Source organism: Streptomyces sp. NPDC046379 (assembly GCF_055587785.1).
Genome location: NZ_JBVJFP010000029.1, coordinates 1 through 17407 on the forward strand (window position 1 = coordinate 1; position 17407 = coordinate 17407).

Below are 17407 nucleotides of genomic sequence, written 5' to 3' on the forward strand. Positions count from 1 at the left end.
GACTCGGTCAACGGCAAGAAGAACGAGGGCACGGCGAAGGAGACGGTCCAGGTCGTCGACGTCGCCCAGCTCCTCCTCGACTCCGTCAAAACCCCCGCCCCCGGCGGCCCTGACAGCCCCGGCGGTGCCGCGAAGAGTCCCGAACGCGCCGGAGCCGAACCCCGCACCTGACCCCCGCAACCCGCACACCCGCCCGTCCGCGTGCCGGGCCCCCGGCATACCGGGGCCCGGCACGCCAGGGGCAGGCAGGGAGGGGGCCGTCCGCCGTCAGGACGGCCCCCTCCCGCCTTCGTGCCGGCCCTGCCGGGCCCCGGCACGAGCAGGCCGGCAGCCCGTGGACCGGGCGGGCAAAAGGCCGCCGGGGGCAGAACCGGGCCGGCGCGCCCCCGGCCGCCGCAGCGGCGGCCGGAACCGCCCGCACGCGCCCTCCACGCCCCCTGTCCCGGGTCCGGCCGGCGGCCGCCGGAGGCGTCGCACGCCGGGGCGCCGTGACCTCTGGGGGCAACGGCCCCCACGGCCGGCCGAGCCCGGGCGGGGAACCCCGCCCGGGCTCGGTGATCAAGTGGTCCGCCGCGCTGCGCGGGAGCAGGGCAGCGCCCCATGGCGTGGTGGCGTGGTGGCGTGGTGGATGCCGGTCACGCCGAGAGCCCCCCGGACACCGTGGCCCCGGTCCCCGAGGCCGGACCTCGTGATCCTGACGCTGTCGCCCAGGCAGCCGGCACCCGCCTCGCCCCTCGGTGTGCCAGGACCCGTTCAGGCTGCGGGCCGCGACCACCGGGGCACCGGACGGGCCGGCGGGGCGGCCGGGCGGACGGCGCCGCCCCCGCCGCCGGGCCGCGGCAGGCCGCCGGGCCGCGGTGCGCCGCCGGCCCTTCGGGGACAACACGGCCAGGACAGCGGGGGTGTCCTGGCCGCCCGGCCGCGCACCTGCCCCGGTCGGGGGCCGGACGGACGGAGCCGGAGCCGGCCGTCCGTCCGGGACCGCCGGACACCGCCCCCCGGCACGCCGCTGCCTGCCGCCCTGCCCGGCCGGCACGCCGCTGCCGCCGCCCTGCCCCTGCCCGGCCGGCACGCCGCTGCCGCCGCCCTGCCCCTGCCCGGCCGGCACGCCGCTGCCGCCGCCCTGCCCCTGCCCGGCCGGCGCCCGCTGCCGGCCGGCTCGTGCCTGCCGAGGACGGCCACGCCGGCACCGTCTGCGGCCGGCCTCGGCCAGCGGGTGCGCGCCGTCCTGCCCGTGCCGGGTGACCGTCAGGGCGGTTTGCGCAGCGGCGCCCGCCGGCCGCCGGCAGCGGCCCGGCAGCCGGCGGGGCCGTGCGGCGGCCGGGGGCCCGTGCGGCGCCGTACATCCCCTGTTCCCCTGCCCGTGCCCCGGGCGGGGGATGGTTGTGGGCCTGCGGGGCCTGTGATATCCCTGACCGAAACCCTAAAACAATACGGGATGTGCGGTTTGATTCGTCCGGCTCCGGTCCGGGCGTGAGACGGGGGAGACGTGAACATCGAGGTGTTGGGCACCTTGGACGTCCGCGTGAACGGTGTCTCGGTGACGCCGACCGCGCCGAAACCGCGGCAGGTGCTGGCCCTGCTCGCCTTCCATGCCGGACAGGTCGTCTCCGTGGCCTGCCTGACCGAGGAACTGTGGGGGGCCGCGCCGCCGCGCAGCGCCCGCACGACCCTGCAGACCTATGTGCTGCAGCTGCGGGAGCTGATCGCCGCCGCGCTGCCGGGGCCGTCCGGCGACGGCCCGCGCCGCACGGCCAAGGAGGTCCTGGTCACCGTGCCGGGCGGGTATCTCCTCGACGCCGGTGACGGCGTCAGCGACGCCCGCGAGTTCGAGCGGCTCACCGCGCTGGGCTACCGGTCGATGGACGCGGGCGACTTCCGGGGCGCGGCGCGGCAGCTGCGGCAGGCCCTGGACCTGTGGTCCGGGCCCGCCTTCGCCGGCGTGCAGGCCGGCGAGCAGCTGCAGGCCCAGGCCCGGCGCCTGGAGGAGACCCGGCTGTGCGCGCTGGACCGGCGCATCGAGGCCGACCTGCGCCTGGGCCGCCACCGCGACCTGATCGCCGAACTCACCGTCCTGGTCAGCCGCTACCCCACCCACGAGACCCTGCGCGGCCAGTACATGCTCGCCCTGCACCGCTCCGGGCGCCGCAGCGAGGCCCTGGAGACCTACCAGCGGCTGCGGGCCACCCTGGTGCGCGAACTGGGCCTGGAACCCTCCGCCGACCTGCGCCGCATCCAGCGCCTGATCCTCACCGCCGGCCCCGGCGCCCCCGGCGAGTCCGTGCCCGGCCGCAGCACCGGCGACGGCCGCGAACGCCTCGTCCCCACCACCTGACCCCCCCCACACACACCCGCCCCCGGGCCACGCCCCGCCCCCGGCCGCGCACCCGTCGCCGGGCCGCGCCCCGCCCCCGGCCGCGCACTCGCTACCGGGCCGCGCACCCGTCGCCGGGCCACGCCCTGCCCCCCCCGGCCGCGCACCCGTCGCCGGGCCACGCCCCGCCCCCGGCCGCGCACCCGTCGCCGGGCCGCGCACCCGTCGCCGGGCCGCGCCCCGCCCCCCGGCCCGCACCCGCTGCCGGGCCGCGTACCCGCCGCCGGGCCGCGCCCCGCCCCCCGGCCGCGCCCCGCCCCCGGCCGCACACCCGTCGCCGGGCCGCGCCCCGGCTGTCGGCTGCCGTCTTCCCCGGGGGGCACCCCGGTGCGCGGCCGCCGGGACGCGTGTGCGAGTGTCTTCCCGCCCCGCCCCGCCCCGCCCCGCCTTGCCCCGCCCCGCCCTGTCCTTGCCGGGTCCGGTCCGGCCCCGCCGGGCCCGCCCGGTGCCGCCCGTCCGGCCCGGTGCCGGTGTGGCAGCGGTCGGGGCCGGAATGTGAACACAGGGATTTTCTGAATGACCGGCGTGTTCCTTTCGGCTGGTTTATTAATACTTCCGTGTTTCTCGGAACGCGCCGTGCGGGGCCGGTTCTTCGAGGATTGCTCAAATGCCGCTGAAGGAACCGTTGCCTCCGCCGTGGATACCGCTAGCGTGCAAGTTCGCCGAAGACTTTCCGCCACTGGGAGTGTCCGACGACGAACGGAGGAACCATGGAGATTCAGGTTTTGGGTCCGCTGTGTGCCGCCGTGAACGGGGACTCGATCGTCCCGACCGCCGGGAAGCCCAGACAGGTTCTGGCCCTGCTCGCGCTGTATCCCAGCCGCGTCGTGCCGGTGTCGACGCTGATGGAGGAGATCTGGGGGACGAAACTCCCGCAGAGCGCGATGACCACCCTGCAGACCTACATCATGCAGCTGCGCCGCTGTCTGGGCACCGCGATGGGGCCCGGCGCGCCCGGCGCGGCCAAGAACGTCCTGGCCACCCGGCACGGCGGCTACCTGCTGCAGATACCCCCGGAGTCGGTGGACGTGCACGCCTACGAACGCCTGGCCGCCGAGGGGCAGGCCGCCTTCGAGGACGGCCACGACGAACGGGCCGCCCGCTGCTTCCGCCAGGCGCTCGCCCTGTGGCAGGGCCCCGCCCTGGTGGACGTACGGCTCGGGCAGGTCCTGCAGATCGAGGTCACCCGGCTGGAGGAGTCCCGCCTGGTGACCGTGGAACGCCGGATCGACGCCGACCTGCGGCTGGGCCGGCACACCGAGCTGATCGCCGAATTGACCGACCTGACCGCCCGCCACCCCCAGCACGAGGGCCTGCACGCGCAGGCGATGCTGGCCCTGTACCGCTCGGGCCGGCAGGCCTCCGCCCTGGACGTCTACCGCAAGCTGCGCGAGGGACTGATCGAGGAACTGGGCGTGGAGCCCTCCCCGCCGCTGCAGCGCCTGCACCAGGCCATGCTCGCGGTCGACCCGGAACTCGACGTGGTCGCCGGCCCCCGCCGAGGCTCCACCTTCGACCGCTACGCCGCCTGATGAGGCACGCCTCCAGCTGGGTTCGAGGCGCGCCGGGCATCCTCGAACCCCTCGCAGCCGCAGCCACCACCCTGGGGAGGATGCCGTGCCGGACCGACCGCCCGTGTCTCTGCACTGTTTCGCGCACAGTGCCCGGGCCGCGGGCCTCTTCGACGGCTGGAGAGCCGGGCTCGGCCCGGGCGTGCGGCCCGTCGCCGCCCCCGTGCCCGCACCCGGCGCGCTCAGCCGCGACACGCTCCTGGCCCGCGCGATGGAGCCGTTCACCGTCCCCGGCCCGGGCCCCTACGTCCTGTACGGGCACGGCCTGGGCGCCCTGATCGCCTACACCGTCGTTCGCGCCCTGCACGAGGCCGGCCTGCCCGGCCCCGCGCTCCTGGCCGTCGGCGCCTGCCCGCCGCCCACCGACCCCGCCCGCCTGCCCCGCGCCGGACAGCCGCCCCGGCCGCACGACGACCGCCCCGCCGTCCCGCCCGGCAGCGACGAAGGAGTGCTGCTGCGGGCCGCCCTGCCCGTGCTGCGCGCCGAGCACGAACTGGCCCGCGCCCTGCACGAGGCCGCCCGCCGCCCCGCACGCGCCCCACTGCCCGCCACCCCGCTGCTCCTGATCGCCCCCCGCGCCGCGGACACCGACGGCTGGCGGCGGTGGACCACCGGGCCCGTGCACACCCGTACCCTGCCCGCCGACGAGTTCGTCCGACGCGGCGCAGCCGCCCTGCCCCGGCTGCTGGGCCGCGCCTGCCGCATCGCCGGCCGCCTGGACCCGCAGCCGGCACCCGTCGGCTGAAGGGAACAGCCCCACCCCGGCCCCACCCCGGCCCCGGTTCTGCCCTGCCCCTGCCCCGAGAGCCTGCCACCAGGGGGTCTGCCCCCACCCGGGGGCCCGGCCCGCGGGCCGGCCCGGGGCACGGCACCGGCACCGGGACCGGACCCGGAACCGGAAAGGAACCGGAACGGAACCGGAACCCCGGCCCGGAGCCCGCGGCCCGGTACCGGAGGCCGCGCGGCCGGCCGCCGGCCGCGCCTACGGCCCCGGACCGCGGGCTCCCGGGTTCCGGTCCGCAGGCCTTTGCCGCCAACAGCCGCCGGTCCGGGCGCCGGGCCCCGGCCCCCGGACAAGGGGGGACCGGACCCGGGCCGGCCCGGACGCCGGGCCCGGGCCGGACCGGTCCCGGCCTCGGCCGGCTTCGGACCACCGGCCCCGGGCCGGACCGGCTTGGGACCACCGGCCCCGGGCCGGACCGGGGCCGGGCCGCCGGTTCCGTCCCGGACGGGTGCCCGGCCCGGTCCGGAACCGGTTCCGGGCCGGGCTCCCGGGTTCCGGTCCGCAGCCGTCCGTCTGTGCGTCACCCGGTTCCGTGGCCGCCCGGTCCCGGGGCCGCCGGTACCGGCCCGTGCCGGTATCCCGGCTCCCGGGGTCCGGATCCCCGGGGCCGCACCGGTGCGGGCCGCCCCGGCCCGGACCTGCCGGTACCCGGCCGCCGGGGCCCGGCCCCCTTTTTCCGTATCCGCCGTCCGCAGCGCCCTGCGCGGTCCGGGCGGCGCACCGTGACCGAGAACGAGGTGTTCAGATGTCTGGTGAGCGTGTGGGCAGGACGAGGCACCGCATCCAGGTGGCCGCGCCCGCCGGCGTGGTCTACGCGGTCCTCGCCGATGCTGCGGCCCTGCCGCTCTACTTCGCCCCGAGCATCCATGTGGAGCGCCTGGACTTCGACGGCGAGCGCGAGCACCTGCTGGTGTGGTCCCTGCTGGAGGGCCGGCTGATGTCGTGCAGCTCCTGGCGACGCCTGGACCCCGTCGAGCGGCGCATCGAGTTCCGCCAGGAACTTCCCTCCGCCCCCCTCGACGCGGTCAGCGGCGTCATCGCCGTGCGCGGCCAGGGCCCCGCCCGCACCGAACTCGACCTCGCCTTCGGCTACAGCGTCCCCCGCCTGCGGGCCCCCGCCGCCCCGCCCCGCCTGTGCGCCGACCTGGAGGGCCCCGTCCATCTGGAGGGCCTGAAGAACTTCGCCGAGCGGTGGACCCGCCTGGACGACCTGGTCCTGTCCTTCGAGGACTCGCTGCGCATCCACGGCCCCGCCGAACCCGTCTACGGCTTCCTCCACCGGGCCGGCTCCTGGCCCCACCTGGTGCCCCACGTCACCCGCGTCGCCCTGACCGAGGACACCCCCGGAGTGCAGCGCATGACCATGCAGACGCTGACCGAGGACGGCGCGCACACCACCGAGTCGGTGCGGATCTGCTTCCCCCACGCCGGCCGCATCGTCTACAAGCAGACCTCCCCGGGCCGGCTGGTGGCCGCCCACACCGGCGAGTGGTCGCTGGACCCCGACGAGAGGGGGGTGACCGTCACCGCCCGCCACCGGGTCCTGCTGCGCGAGGAGGCCGTCACCGACGTCCTGGGCGAGGGCGCCCGCCTCGCCCACGCCCGCCGCCACGTCCGCGCCGCGCTGCGCCGGCACTGCCGCGCCGTGCTGGAGCGGGCCGCCCGCCACGCCGCCAACCCCGTCCCCGCCCCCTGAAACACCCCCTCACACCCCCTGCCCCCGCCCCTGGCGCCGCGCGGTCCGCGTCCCCGTCGCGCGCGCCCCTGCCCGCACGCTCCGAATTTCCCGGAAAATCCGGGCCGGACCCCCCGCGGAATTCTGCGCCCCGGCCCGTGACACGAGTCAGTGATAAAGCGTGCGTCTTTCCGGACGGGACGGGTCGGAAAAGATTCTGTGAAGGAAATCGGCGCCCGGTCCGGAAAGGCCCGGACCGGGGCCGGGAAAAGGAAGGGGCGGGCTGCCCGGGCGGGTGCGTCTCGCGCTCCGCTCGGGCACCGCTGCATAGCCGCTCGGGAAAACGGACTTCGGGCGATTGCTGCCGTTAGCGTGCTGTTCCCGGCGTTGCGGACGCGGGCGGGCCCCCGGAAGGGCGGGGGACGTTGCCGTTCACCATCACCAGGAGGCTGTCATGGGGCACAGACGCCGGGGCCCGGGCGGTCCGGCCCCGCTGTGCGTGGTCGTCGACCCCGGGCCCCCGCCGCACGCGGCCCCGTGGGACCTGGAGCTGCGCGGTCCGCTGGACGCCGCCGCGCTGGAGCGTCTGCTGGGCGAGCTGACCGCCCACCTGGCGGACCGGCCCGCCTGGCGGCACCGGCTGCTGCGGCACGGACCCGACCACCACACGCTGCGGTTCTCGGCGCCCTCCGGAGCCGCGGCCGGCCTCGTCGCGGGAGCCCTGGCCGACCGGCTCACCCAGCCGCCGCCCGCCCGCCCGCAGGCCCCCGCCCCCGCGCCCCCCGCGCAGGCCCGGAGCACCGGCCCCGCCGCCGACGCCGCCGACGCCGCGGACGCCGTGTCCGCCGTGTCCGCCGGACACGCCGCCGCCGGGGACGCCGCCGGGGGTGCCGGGGGTGCCGGGGGTGCCGGGGGTGCCGGGGGTGCCGTGCGGCTGTTCCCGGCGACGCCGCAGCAGGCCGTCCTGTGTGCGGGCGGCGACACGGGGCCGGGCAGCGGGCGGCATGTCGAGCAGCTGATGTGGGTCTGGCACGGTCCGCTGGACGCGGGGCGGTTCGCCGCCGCCTGGCAGTCGGTCTTCGACCGCGAGACGGTGCTGCGCACCGCGTTCGCCCCGGGGGGCCGGCCGCTGCTCGCGGTGCACGAGCGGGTCGTGCCCGACATCGCCCGGCCGGCCCCCGGCGGCTGGCGGGCCTTCCTGGAGCAGGACCGGCTGCGCGGCTTCGACCTGTCCCGCCCCGGACCGCTGCGCCTGACCCTGCTCGCCTCCCGCCGGTCCGCCGCCGCGGGGCGAAGGATCGTGGTCACCTACCACCGGGCGCTGCTGGACGCCTGGAGCGTGCGGCTGCTGCTGCGCGCGTTCTACCGCGCCTACCTCGCCGGCGGCGTCCTGCCCGGCGGTGAGCGCCGGCCCGACCTGCGCGACTACGCGGCTTGGGTGGCCGCCCAGGACACCGGCCCGGCGCGGGAGTTCTTCACCCGCCACCTGTCGTCGGCGCGGCCACAGAGACGCGCGGCGCCACCCGCCGTCCCCGCCGTCCCGGCTGTCCCCGCCGTCCCGGCGGGTCCGGTCGTCCCGGCGGGTCCGGTCGTCCCGGCGGATCCGGCGGGTCCGGCGGGTCCGGCCGTTCCGGCGGCCCCGGCGGGTCCGGCCGTTCCGGCGGCCCCGGCGGGTCCGGCCGTTCCGGCGGGTCCGGCCGCGGCGGGTACGGGGAGGGCCCGCCGCCGGCTGGATCCGGCGGGCGTCGCCCGGCTCGCGCGGTGGGCGGGCGGTCTCGGGGCGGCCGAGAGCAGTGTGCTGCAGGCGGTGTGGGCGATGCTGCTCCACCGCGGCCGCGGCGGCGCCGGGGCGGCGCCGGTCGCCTTCGAGGTGGCCGTCCCCGGCCGCGGGATCCCGCTGGAGGGCGCCGCCCGGACCCCGGGCCCGCTGCGCAACCCCCTGCCGGTGTCGGTCGTGGTCGACCCGGCGGCGCCGGTGGCGGGGCTGGTGCGCGACCTGCGCGACCGGGCGCTGGACGCGGCCGCCTACGAGTGGGTGCCCGCGGACTGGATCCGCGCCTGGAGCGGCGGCGGGCGGCCGGACAGCGTCGTGGTCTTCGAGGACCCGCCGCACCCGGCCGACGGGCTGCGCGGCGAACTGGCCGCGCACGGCCTGGACGCGCGGTTCCCCGCCCTCTGGCCGGCGCGCACCGGGCATCCCCTGGCGCTGCTGGCCCAGCACGACCGGGCGGGCGGCCTGGTCCTGACCGCCGTCCACGACCGGGTCCCGGCCGGCGGGGAGACGGCCGCCCGGCTGCTCGCGCACACCGTGCTGCTGCTGCGCGCACTGCCGCGGGAGGAGGGCTCCGTCACCGTCGCCCGGGCCCTGGACCTGCTGCCCCCCGGCCCCCCGGCGCCCCCGCCCTCGTGCCTGCCGTGCCCCGCGCCCGGCGGCACGGGGGACGGGGACGGCGCGGGAGCCGGGGAGGGGGTGCTGGTCAGGGTGCGGGCGGCGCGCCGGGAAGGTGCGGGCACGATCTGTCTGGTCCCTCCGCCGGGCGCGTCCGCATTCTGCTACGGCCTGCTGGCGGCCCTGTATGCGGGCCCCGAGGAACTCCTCGTCCTCACCCCCGGAACCGGGGGCGGTGCGGGCGGTGCGGCTCGGGGCGCCGTGGCGCGGCTGGGGGAGGGGCGCAAGGTGCTGCTGGCGGGGTTCTCCGGGGCCGGCGCGGCGGCCTGCGACCTGGCCCGGCGTATCGCGGCGGGCGGGGGACGACCGCCGCGGGTGGTGCTGGCGGGGTCGCAGGCCGGGGAGCGGGAGCGGGCCCGCAGCCTGGCCGCCGCCCTGCAGGCCGCCGCCCCGCCCGCCTGAACCGGCCCGGCCCCGCTAGACGCCCCGGGCCCGGCAGCTCCGGCCCCGCAGGCCGCGGTCCGGCAGGCTCCGGGCTCGCAGCCCTCGGCCCCGCAGGCCGCGGTCCGGCAGGCTCCGGGCCCGCAGACCTCGGTCCGGCAGACCTCGGTCCGGCAGGCTCCGGGCCCGCAGACCTCGGTCCGGCAGACCTCGGTCCGGCAGACCTCGGTCCGGCAGACCTCGGTCCGGCAGACCGCGGTCCGGCAGACCTCGGCTCTGCAGACCTCGGTCCGGCAGACCTCGGCCCTGCAGGCCACGGCTTCGCGGGCTCCGGGCCCGCAGGCCCTTGTCCTGCGGACTCCGCCCCCTCCGCGAGCCCCGGCCCGTCAGGCGCGCCGGAAGGCATCTGAGGGGTCAGGGGCGTCGAGGCCATCGGCCGCGCCGCGCCGCACCCGTGGCCCGTGGCCCCGTGCGGGAAAAGGGACCGCGGGCGGGGCGGAGGGGCGGGGGCCCGTCCGGGCTGGGGCTGGGGTGGTCCTCTATGCCGGTCCCATCACGGTTCGAGTGGTTTTCTTCCGTGGGTCTGCAGGGTGGGTGTGTGGCACGGGTCACTTCTGGCCCGGCCGGGCAGGAGGATGGCATGTACGGCACCGAGGAAGAGGACGGCCGGGGATCGGGGGAGGTGCGGGAGGCTGCGGGGCGCTTCCTGCGGGGGGTTCCGCCGCTCATGCTGGCCGGGGTCGACGAGGACGACACCTGGGAACCGCATCTGGTGCGGGGCATCGACTGACGTCCCCCGGGGCCCCGCCCCGCTCTCTGGTTCCCGGTCCTGCTGTTTCCCGTTCCCTGGTTCCCGCCCCTCGTTCCCGTTTCCGGGTCCGGGGGGCGGGGGGTTCACCATTCGATGAGGGCGAATCCGGCGGCCATGCCGCCGCCGAAGCCGGCGGCCAGGACGAGGTCGCCGGGGCGCAGGGCGCCGGTGCGGGCGGCGGAGTCCAGGGTGATGGGGACGGAGGCGGCTCCGGTGTTGGCGTAGTGGGTCAGGGTCCAGTGCATGGTGGCGTGGGGCAGGGCCAGGTCGGCGAAGACGGTGTCGAGCAGGACGCCGTTGGCCTGGTGGGGGACGAAGTGGCGGATGTCGTCGGGGACGACGCCGGCTTCGTGGAGGAACTGTTTGGCCAGGCGCGGCAGGTTCTCCTCGACGAAGCGGCGCACGCCGCGGCCGTTCATCGCGAAGTACTGCAGTCCGGCGTCGAGGCCGGCCGCGTCCAGGGGGCGGCGGCTGCCGCCGGCGGGGACCTCGATGAGGTGGGAGAGGTCGCCGAAGGAGTGCAGGGCGACGTGGCGGATGCGCGGGCCCGTGTCGGCGGGGCCCAGGACCAGGGCGCCGGCGCCGTCGCCGAAGAGGACGACGGTGCGGCGGTCGGCGGGGTTGAGGATGCGTGAGTAGAGGTCCGCGCCGATGACCAGGGCGTGGCCGCCGGTGCGGTGCAGGACGTCCTCGGCCGCGGACAGGGCGAAGACGGTGCCGGAGCAGACGGCGTTGATGTCGAAGGCGGCGGCTCCGGTGGCGCCGATGAGGTGCTGGACGTAGGCGGCGGTGGGGGGCTGGGGGCGGTCGGGGGTGGAGGTGGCGACCACGATGACGGACAGCTGGTCGGCGGTGACGCCGGCCGAGTCGAGCGCGGCGCGGGCCGCGGCGGCGGCCAGGTCGGAGGTGGCCTGGTCCTCGGCGGCCCAGCGGCGTTCGCGGATCGCGGTCTTGAGGGTGATCCAGGCGTCGTCGACTCCGGCTGCCGCACCCGCCTCGTCGTTGGAGACGACCCGGTCCGGCACGTAGGCGCCGGTGCCGAGGATCCTGACGTCGCTCATGCGGTGGCCCTCCCTGTGGGCTGTGTGTGGTGTGGGGAATCGCTGTGCGTCCGGGGGCCGGCCGTGCGCGCGGCCCCGCCCCGCCCTCCCCGGCCTGCGGGGTCTCTCCCTTTTGCCCGGCCCCCGCCCCCGCCCCCGCCTCCGACCTCGGCCCCCGGCTCCCGGCCTGCCGGGCCCGGCAGGCCGGGAGCCGGTCTGCGGCCGAGCACCGGGCCGTCGAGCCCTCGAGCCCTTGAGCCCTTGAGCCCTTGAGCCCTTGAGCCCTTGAGCCCTTGAGCCCGCTCCCCTGCGTCCGCGCCGCGGGACTGCGGGCGGGGCGGCGGGGCGGGGGTGGGGGGCCGGGAATGGGCGGTGCCGGGTGTGCCACGGTGTGCCGGGTGTGGCGGGGCGGTGCCTGTGCCGGTCCCGCCGGGCGGGACGACGGCGGGACGTCGGCGGGACGGTGGCGGGACGGCGGGCGGCCGGAAAGAAGGGGGTGAGAGGGGCGGAGGGGAGAGGTGAAAAGAGGGGGTGAGGGGGCTGGGGTGGGGGGAGGGGCGGGGGTCAGCGGGTTTCGTACAGGCGCTTGTGGCCGCTGAGTCCGGCCAGGCGGAAGGGGCCGGTGGTCTGGGCGGGGGTGGGGTGGTCGCCGCCGTCGGCGGGGAAGGACCGTTCGTGCAGGGCGCGGTAGCCGGCGTAGTCGACGTCCTTGCGGCGGGCGATGGCCTCGCGGTGGGCGTCGGTGCGCAGGTGTTCGCGGTAGCCGTCGGCGACGGTGCCGGCGAAGAACTCCGCGACGCTGCCGGAGCCGTAGCTGAGGAAGCCCACCGGCCGGCCGGTCAGGTCGCCGGCCTGGTCGAGCAGGGCGGCCAGGCCCAGGTAGACGGAGGCGGTGTAGCTGTTGCCGATGACGTTGTTGTAGGCGGTGGTCAGCCCGACGGCGGCCTCGACGGCGTCCTTGTCGGTCTCCTGCCCGCAGTAGTTGAGCAGGTGGCGGTGGGCCTTGTAGGCCATCTTGGTGAAGGGCTGGTGGTAGCAGAAGGCGGCGAAGTCCTGCAGCGGGCGGCCGCCCTGTTCGCCGTAGTCCTTCCAGGCGCCTTCCAGGGCCTGCAGGTAGGCGGTGATGGACTCCTGCCCGTCGACGAGGGCGGCCTCGCGGTAGTTGGGCCGCCAGAAGTCCATGACGTCGGCGGTGAACACGCCCGAGGGCTCCTCGATGCGCACCAGGGCGGGATCGGCGCCGACCAGCATGGCGACCGCGGCGGCGCCCTGGGTGGCCTCGCCGGGGCTGTCCAGTTCGTACTTGGACACGTCGCTGGCGATGACGAGGACCTGCTGGGAGGGGTCGCGGCGGACCAGGCCGATGGCGAACTGCAGGGCGGCGGTGGCGCCGTAGCAGGCCTGCTTGAGCTCCACCACGCGGCAGGCCGAGGACAGCCCGAGCAGGGAGTGCACGTAGATCCCGGCCGCCTTGGCCTGGTCGATGGAGGACTCGGTGGCGAAGACGACCGTGCGGATGCGGTCCGTGCCGTGCCTGGCGACGACCGGGGCGGCCGCGGCGGCGGCCATGGTGACGATGTCCTCGTCGGCGGCGGGCACGCTCATCGACCGCTGGCCGATGCCCACGTGGTACTTGCCGATCTCGGTGCCGTTGTACGCGGCGAGTGCCTCGTGCGTCAGGGCGAACTCGGTCGTCGCCAGGGACAGGTCGTGGATTCCGATGGCCGGATCGTTGGGCATGGTCGTCAGACACCAACCTTCGCTGTCGTGTGGTCGCGTTCCAACTTCACGTGCGCGCGCATCAGTTCGCCGGGGTTGGTCTGCGCCGCCAGCAGGGACAGCTCGCCGCACAGCACGGTCGCGGCGGCGATGACGGCCAGGCGGCGCGCGTTGTGGCCGGGTTCGGCCTCGGCCCGGCAGCCGAGGCGGGCCAGGTTCGTCTCCACGAAGCCCAGTCCCTTGCCGTTGCCCACCGTGCCCACGATCAGGTTGGGCAGGGTGCAGGAGAAGTACAGGTCGCCGTCGCGGTCCTCGGCCATGGTCACGCCCTGGGAGCCCTCGACGATGTTGGCGGCGTCCTGCCCGGTGGCCAGGTAGAAGCCCAGGAGCATGTTGGCGAAGTGGGCGTTGGCCGAGCGGATCCCGCCGGCCAGCAGGGTGCCCAGGAGGTTCTTGCGCAGGTTCAGCTCGGCGATCTTCGCGGCGGTGGTGTGCAGGACGCCGGTGACCACCTCGCGCGGCACGAGCAGCTCGGTGACGACGTTCTTGCCGCGGCCGAGGATCCCGTTGATCGCGGTGGCCTTCTTGTCGGTGCAGTAGTTGCCGGAGATGGAGCCGTAGGAGATGCCGGGCACGGTGCGCAGCAGGTGCCCCAGCAGCGCGTCCGAGGCGAGGGTGGCCATGTTGTGGCCGGAGGCGTCGCCGGTGGAGAACTCGAACCGCACGAACAGCAGGTTGGCGGTGATCTCGTGGCGGATGCCGATCAGGCGGGCGAAGCGGCTGCAGCCGCGCACCACTTCCTGCAGTTCCTCCGTGCGGGCGTGGATGGCCTGCGCGGCCAGGTGGGCGGTGTGGGCGTCGGCCGCCTCCACCAGCACCGAGCGGGTCATCCGCTCGTCGACCAGGGTGGCCACGATGCCCTTCTCGGCGAGCATGGACACCTTCGCCCCGCGGCCCACCGACGGCCACAGCGGCGACTCGTAGGTGGCCAGCGGCACCTGCGTCTCGGTGACGGCGACGTTGCCGGAAATACGAAGGGGCCCCACCCACCTCATCGGGACCCCGGCCACCGCGTGCGTGTCGGTCATCGTGTGCTTCCCGTCGTCTCGGCGGCACCCGCGCCCGTTTCGGCGCCGGCCCCCGCGGTCGTGGCCGTGTGCGCGGCCGGGTTCATGGTCGTGCCGGCCGCGCCCGCGGCGGCGGCGGTGGTGCGGCGGGCCAGGCGGGCGGTGTCGATGCCGCGGTCGGCGCAAAAGGCGCGCAGCGAGCCCTCGATGAGCACGTCGCAGCCGGTCAGCGCGGCCGGTGTCGGCGCGCCGAGCATCGTCTGCAGCGCGGCCAGCTGGTCCAGCCATGTCTTCAGCTGCCCGACCAGCGCCTCGACGCCGCCGTCCAGCAGGGTCCGCAGGAACCCGCCGGAGGCGCCGACGGCCGAGGCGCCCAGCGCCAGCGCGCGGGCCACGTCCAGCGGGTGGCGCACCCCGCCGGAGGCCAGGACGGGAAGTCCCGCGTCCTGGGCGTCCAGGAGGCAGGCGGCGGTGGACTGGCCCCAGTCGTGCAGGTAGGCGTAGTCGCCCAGGGCGCGCCGGCCGTTCTCGATGCGGGCGAAGTCCGTGCCGCCCCGCCCGCCCAGGTCCGCCGCCGCCACGCCCAGCTCGCCCAGCAGCAGCACGCTCTGCCGGCTCAGCCCGTTGCCGACCTCCTTGACGATCACGGGCACGTCCACCGCGGCCGCGATCTTCTCGATCTGTCCCGGCCACGACCCGAAGGAGCGGTCCCCCTCGGGCATCACCGTCTCCTGCACGGTGTTGAGGTGGATCTGCAGCGCGTCGGCCTGCAGCAGGTCGACGGCGCGGCGGGCGTTGTCCACGGACGCGGTGGCGTTGATGTTCGCCATCACGAACCCGCCGGGGTTGTGGGTGCGCAGCACGCTGAACGTCTCCGCGCAGGAGGGGTCCTTGAAGTAGGCGCTCATCGAGCCCGACGCGATCGGCACGCCGGTCTCGCGGGCGGCGGTGGCCAGATCCCGGTTGATCAGGCCCGTGTTGACGCTGCCCCCGGTCATCGCGTTGATGTAGAGCGGCGCCGTCCAGGACACCCCGGCGAACCCGGTGGCCAGGGACACCTGCGGCCGGTCGATGCCGGCCAGGGCGTGGTGGACGAACGACACCTCGTCGAACTGGTTGTGTCCGCTGTGCCCGCGCTGCTGTTCCACGGCGAGCCGGACATGGTCGTCCTTGCGTTGAGCGATCATTTCTCGATCCCTTCCAGGGCGGGACCCACCGGCAGGGGCAGCACCCCGGCCGTCTCCCACCGTTGCCTGAGCTCTGAGATGTCCCGCGCGGCGGCCGCCTCCATGAGGGCGATGCCGCAGTCGCCGCCCCCGGCGCCCGAGGGCTTGCCCGCCCCGCCGAAGGCCTCGGCGGCGTCGCACAGCGCCGTCAGCGCGGGCGTGAAGATCCCCAGACCCACCTCGCCGTCCAGGCGGGCCAACTCCCGCCGGGCCAGCCGGATCTGCGTCAGCAGCCCCGCCGCGTCGCCCTCCTCGAGCGCCGTGGCCGCCGCCTGCACCAGCGCACCGCTGGCCTCGGTGAACCGGCGGTGCGCGGGCGTGCCCCGCCAGGGCCGGCGGTGCAGATCGGCGACCAGGGCCGCGGTGGAGGCGGGCCGGCCGGTCCAGCCCACCTGCAGCGACAGCCCCGCCGGCGCGGGCAGCGGCCGTACCAGCAGATGCGGCCACGGCTCGCGCAGCGCCGCCTGCACCCCCCGGCGCCGGGCCAGGTCCGCCACGAACGCCCGGTCCGGCGACCGGTACAGGATCCAGCCGCCCCACGTACTGGCGGCCAGATCACCGCCCGAGCCCTTCGCGTCCAGGCCCGCACCGGCGATCATCGCCAGCCGGAACCGCTCCTCGGCCGTGGTCTGCAGCCCGCAGAACGCGGCCACCGCCGCCACCGTCGCCACCGTCACCGCGCCGCTGGAGCCCAGCCCGAACTTGCGGCCGTCCTCGTGCAGCCGGCTGGTGACCGACACCTCCAGCGCCGGCGCCGCCCCGCCCCGCTCGGCCAGCAGGGCGCACACCACCTCGACGGCCGCCACCACATGGGACAGCCCCGCGCCCGCCGCCGCGTCGGCGCCGCACACCGCCAGCCGGCCGTCCCGCCGGCGCCAGCCCACCGGGGCCGGCAGCAGATCGGAACGCACCACCACCGCACCCGGCCCGCAGCGCCGCGTCCAGTGCGCGCCGGGCGCGGCGACGCTCACGGTCACCTGCCGGTCCACCGCCACCAGCACCGCCGCACCGCCCGGCTCCACCACCGCGTACTCGCCGGCCACGAACAGCTTGCCCGGCGCCCGGCGCACCACCGTGCGCTCAGACACCACCGCCCGCCACCCCCAGCCCACCCGACCCGGCCGGCACGCCCGCCCGGCCGGAGCCGTCAGCCCCGCCGGAGCCGTGGACCCCGCCGCCGGACGCGCCGGTTCCGCCCCTCTCACCGGTCTCACCGGTCTCACCGGTCTCGTCGAGGAGGCGGGCGGCCGGCCCCGGGCCCGCCACCAGCACCGAACCCGCCGGCAGCACCGCGCGCACCGCGCCGGCCACCCGCTCGGCGTCCGCCCGCCGGCACAGCACCTTCACGTTCGGGCCGGCGTCCATCGTCGCGTACGCCGCCACGCCCTCCCGCCGCAGCTGCACCACCCGGTCCAGCACCGTCACCGACGCCGGCGACAGATACCGCACCGCCGGACGCGCTGCCAGCATCGTGGCGTGCATGCCCAGCGCGTTGCGCTCGGCGACCTCGCCCACCGCCTCCAGATCACCGCGCAGCAGCGCCGACCGCATCACCGTCAGATCGTCCGCGCTGGAAGCCGCCCACGGCCCGTACAGCGGCGAGGTCGCCACGGTGCGCCGCATCGCCTCCCGGCTGGAGACGGCCTTGGGACCGGCGTCCACCACCGCCACGACCAGCGCCGGATCCAGGTCCCCGGCCGGCACCGGCTCCGCGTACGAGCCCAGGTCCGCCTCCGCGTCCGTGCCGGCGCCGGGGCCCGCGTGCCAGACGGCGAAGCCGCCGAACACCGACCGCGACGCCGACCCCGACCCGCGCCGCGCCAGCCGGGACAGCCCCCGCGCGTCCAGCTCCAGCCCGTAGGCCGCCGCCGCGGCCAGCGCCAGCGCCGCGAACCCGCTGGCCGAGGACGCCAGCCCGGCCCCCGTGGGAACGGTGTTGCGGGTGTGGACCACCGCCCGCTCACTGCGCCCGGCCCGCTCGCGCACCAGGTCCAGGAACGCGGCGATCCGCCGCTGCGCCTCCCCCTCGGCCGGCGTCCCGTTGAACACGGTCACGTCCTGCCGTGCCCCGGGCTCCAGCCGCACCCGGGTGGTGGTGGGAAAGACGTCCAGCGTCATCGACAGGCTGTCGGTGACGGGCAGCATCAGCTTCTCGTCCCGCTTGCCCCAGTACTTGATCAGAGCGATGTTCGGGTGCGCGACGGCGACGGCACTGCCCGCCGGCCCCCGCCCCGCCCCCGCACGGCCCTGCGGCACGCCCCGGTCCTGCGGCACCTCACGGTCCTGCGGCGCCTCACGGGCGGCCTGCAT

Annotated in this window: 12 protein-coding genes; 6 read left to right on the forward strand and 6 right to left on the reverse strand. The window is 76.9% G+C overall.

The window, feature by feature from the left end:
• Nucleotides 1–1489: 1489 nt before the first annotated feature.
• From ACZ6KF_RS31910 to ACZ6KF_RS31935, 6 genes are all read left to right on the forward strand, one after another.
• Nucleotides 1490–2335, forward strand: coding sequence for an AfsR/SARP family transcriptional regulator (locus ACZ6KF_RS31910; RefSeq protein WP_356636626.1), 846 nt, complete (start codon nt 1490–1492; stop codon nt 2333–2335).
• Between the two features lie 749 nt (nt 2336–3084).
• Nucleotides 3085–3906: an AfsR/SARP family transcriptional regulator gene (locus ACZ6KF_RS31915; protein WP_356636628.1), complete on the forward strand. Its 822-nt coding sequence runs from the start codon at nt 3085–3087 to the stop codon at nt 3904–3906.
• Nucleotides 3907–4009: 103 nt separating this feature from the next.
• On the forward strand, nt 4010–4690 hold the full coding sequence (locus tag ACZ6KF_RS31920) for a thioesterase II family protein (protein WP_469241600.1): 681 nt from the start codon (nt 4010–4012) through the stop codon (nt 4688–4690).
• A gap of 784 nt (nt 4691–5474) precedes the next feature.
• Complete coding sequence (locus tag ACZ6KF_RS31925; RefSeq protein ID WP_356636632.1) at nt 5475–6425, forward strand: SRPBCC family protein; 951 nt, start codon at nt 5475–5477, stop codon at nt 6423–6425.
• A gap of 433 nt (nt 6426–6858) precedes the next feature.
• Nucleotides 6859–9255 carry a condensation domain-containing protein gene (locus tag ACZ6KF_RS31930; protein WP_469241602.1) on the forward strand — a complete coding sequence of 799 codons (2397 nt, stop codon included), beginning with the start codon at nt 6859–6861 and terminating at the stop codon, nt 9253–9255.
• 619 nt (nt 9256–9874) lie between these two features.
• Complete coding sequence (locus ACZ6KF_RS31935; protein ID WP_356636636.1) at nt 9875–10024, forward strand: hypothetical protein; 150 nt, start codon at nt 9875–9877, stop codon at nt 10022–10024.
• 104 nt (nt 10025–10128) lie between these two features.
• Here the strand turns inward: ACZ6KF_RS31935 and ACZ6KF_RS31940 are convergent, their stop codons facing one another.
• From ACZ6KF_RS31940 to mvaD, 6 genes are all read right to left on the reverse strand, one after another.
• Entirely contained in the window at nt 10129–11106 is a 978-nt protein-coding gene (locus ACZ6KF_RS31940; protein WP_356636638.1) for a 3-oxoacyl-ACP synthase III family protein, read from the reverse strand.
• 543 nt (nt 11107–11649) lie between these two features.
• Nucleotides 11650–12825: a hydroxymethylglutaryl-CoA synthase gene (locus ACZ6KF_RS31945; RefSeq protein ID WP_356636640.1), complete on the reverse strand. Its 1176-nt coding sequence runs from the start codon at nt 12823–12825 to the stop codon at nt 11650–11652.
• A gap of 5 nt (nt 12826–12830) precedes the next feature.
• On the reverse strand, nt 12831–13892 hold the full coding sequence (locus ACZ6KF_RS31950) for a hydroxymethylglutaryl-CoA reductase (protein ID WP_356636642.1): 1062 nt from the start codon (nt 13890–13892) through the stop codon (nt 12831–12833).
• Nucleotides 13889–15058 carry a type 2 isopentenyl-diphosphate Delta-isomerase gene (gene fni / locus ACZ6KF_RS31955; protein WP_469179363.1) on the reverse strand — a complete coding sequence of 390 codons (1170 nt, stop codon included), beginning with the start codon at nt 15056–15058 and terminating at the stop codon, nt 13889–13891. The genes ACZ6KF_RS31950 and fni overlap by 4 nt, the downstream gene beginning before the upstream one ends.
• On the reverse strand, nt 15055–16185 hold the full coding sequence (locus ACZ6KF_RS31960) for a phosphomevalonate kinase (RefSeq protein WP_356636646.1): 1131 nt from the start codon (nt 16183–16185) through the stop codon (nt 15055–15057). The genes fni and ACZ6KF_RS31960 overlap by 4 nt, the downstream gene beginning before the upstream one ends.
• Complete coding sequence (gene mvaD, locus ACZ6KF_RS31965; protein WP_469241604.1) at nt 16178–17407, reverse strand: diphosphomevalonate decarboxylase; 1230 nt, start codon at nt 17405–17407, stop codon at nt 16178–16180. Before mvaD ends, ACZ6KF_RS31960 begins: the two co-directional genes overlap by 8 nt.

Bases quoted from the DNA above. Each gene is read 5' to 3' on its own strand.
- ACZ6KF_RS31950 (WP_356636642.1), bottom strand. From the start codon at position 13,892: ATGACCGACACGCACGCGGTGGCCGGGGTCCCGATGAGGTGGGTGGGG.
- mvaD (WP_469241604.1), bottom strand. From the start codon at position 17,407: ATGCAGGCCGCCCGTGAGGCGCCGCAGGACCGTGAGGTGCCGCAGGAC.
- ACZ6KF_RS31925 (WP_356636632.1), top strand. From the start codon at position 5,475: ATGTCTGGTGAGCGTGTGGGCAGGACGAGGCACCGCATCCAGGTGGCC.
- ACZ6KF_RS31915 (WP_356636628.1), top strand. From the start codon at position 3,085: ATGGAGATTCAGGTTTTGGGTCCGCTGTGTGCCGCCGTGAACGGGGAC.
- ACZ6KF_RS31940 (WP_356636638.1), bottom strand. From the start codon at position 11,106: ATGAGCGACGTCAGGATCCTCGGCACCGGCGCCTACGTGCCGGACCGG.
- ACZ6KF_RS31930 (WP_469241602.1), top strand. From the start codon at position 6,859: ATGGGGCACAGACGCCGGGGCCCGGGCGGTCCGGCCCCGCTGTGCGTG.
- ACZ6KF_RS31935 (WP_356636636.1), top strand. From the start codon at position 9,875: ATGTACGGCACCGAGGAAGAGGACGGCCGGGGATCGGGGGAGGTGCGG.
- ACZ6KF_RS31945 (WP_356636640.1), bottom strand. From the start codon at position 12,825: ATGCCCAACGATCCGGCCATCGGAATCCACGACCTGTCCCTGGCGACG.
- fni (WP_469179363.1), bottom strand. From the start codon at position 15,058: ATGATCGCTCAACGCAAGGACGACCATGTCCGGCTCGCCGTGGAACAG.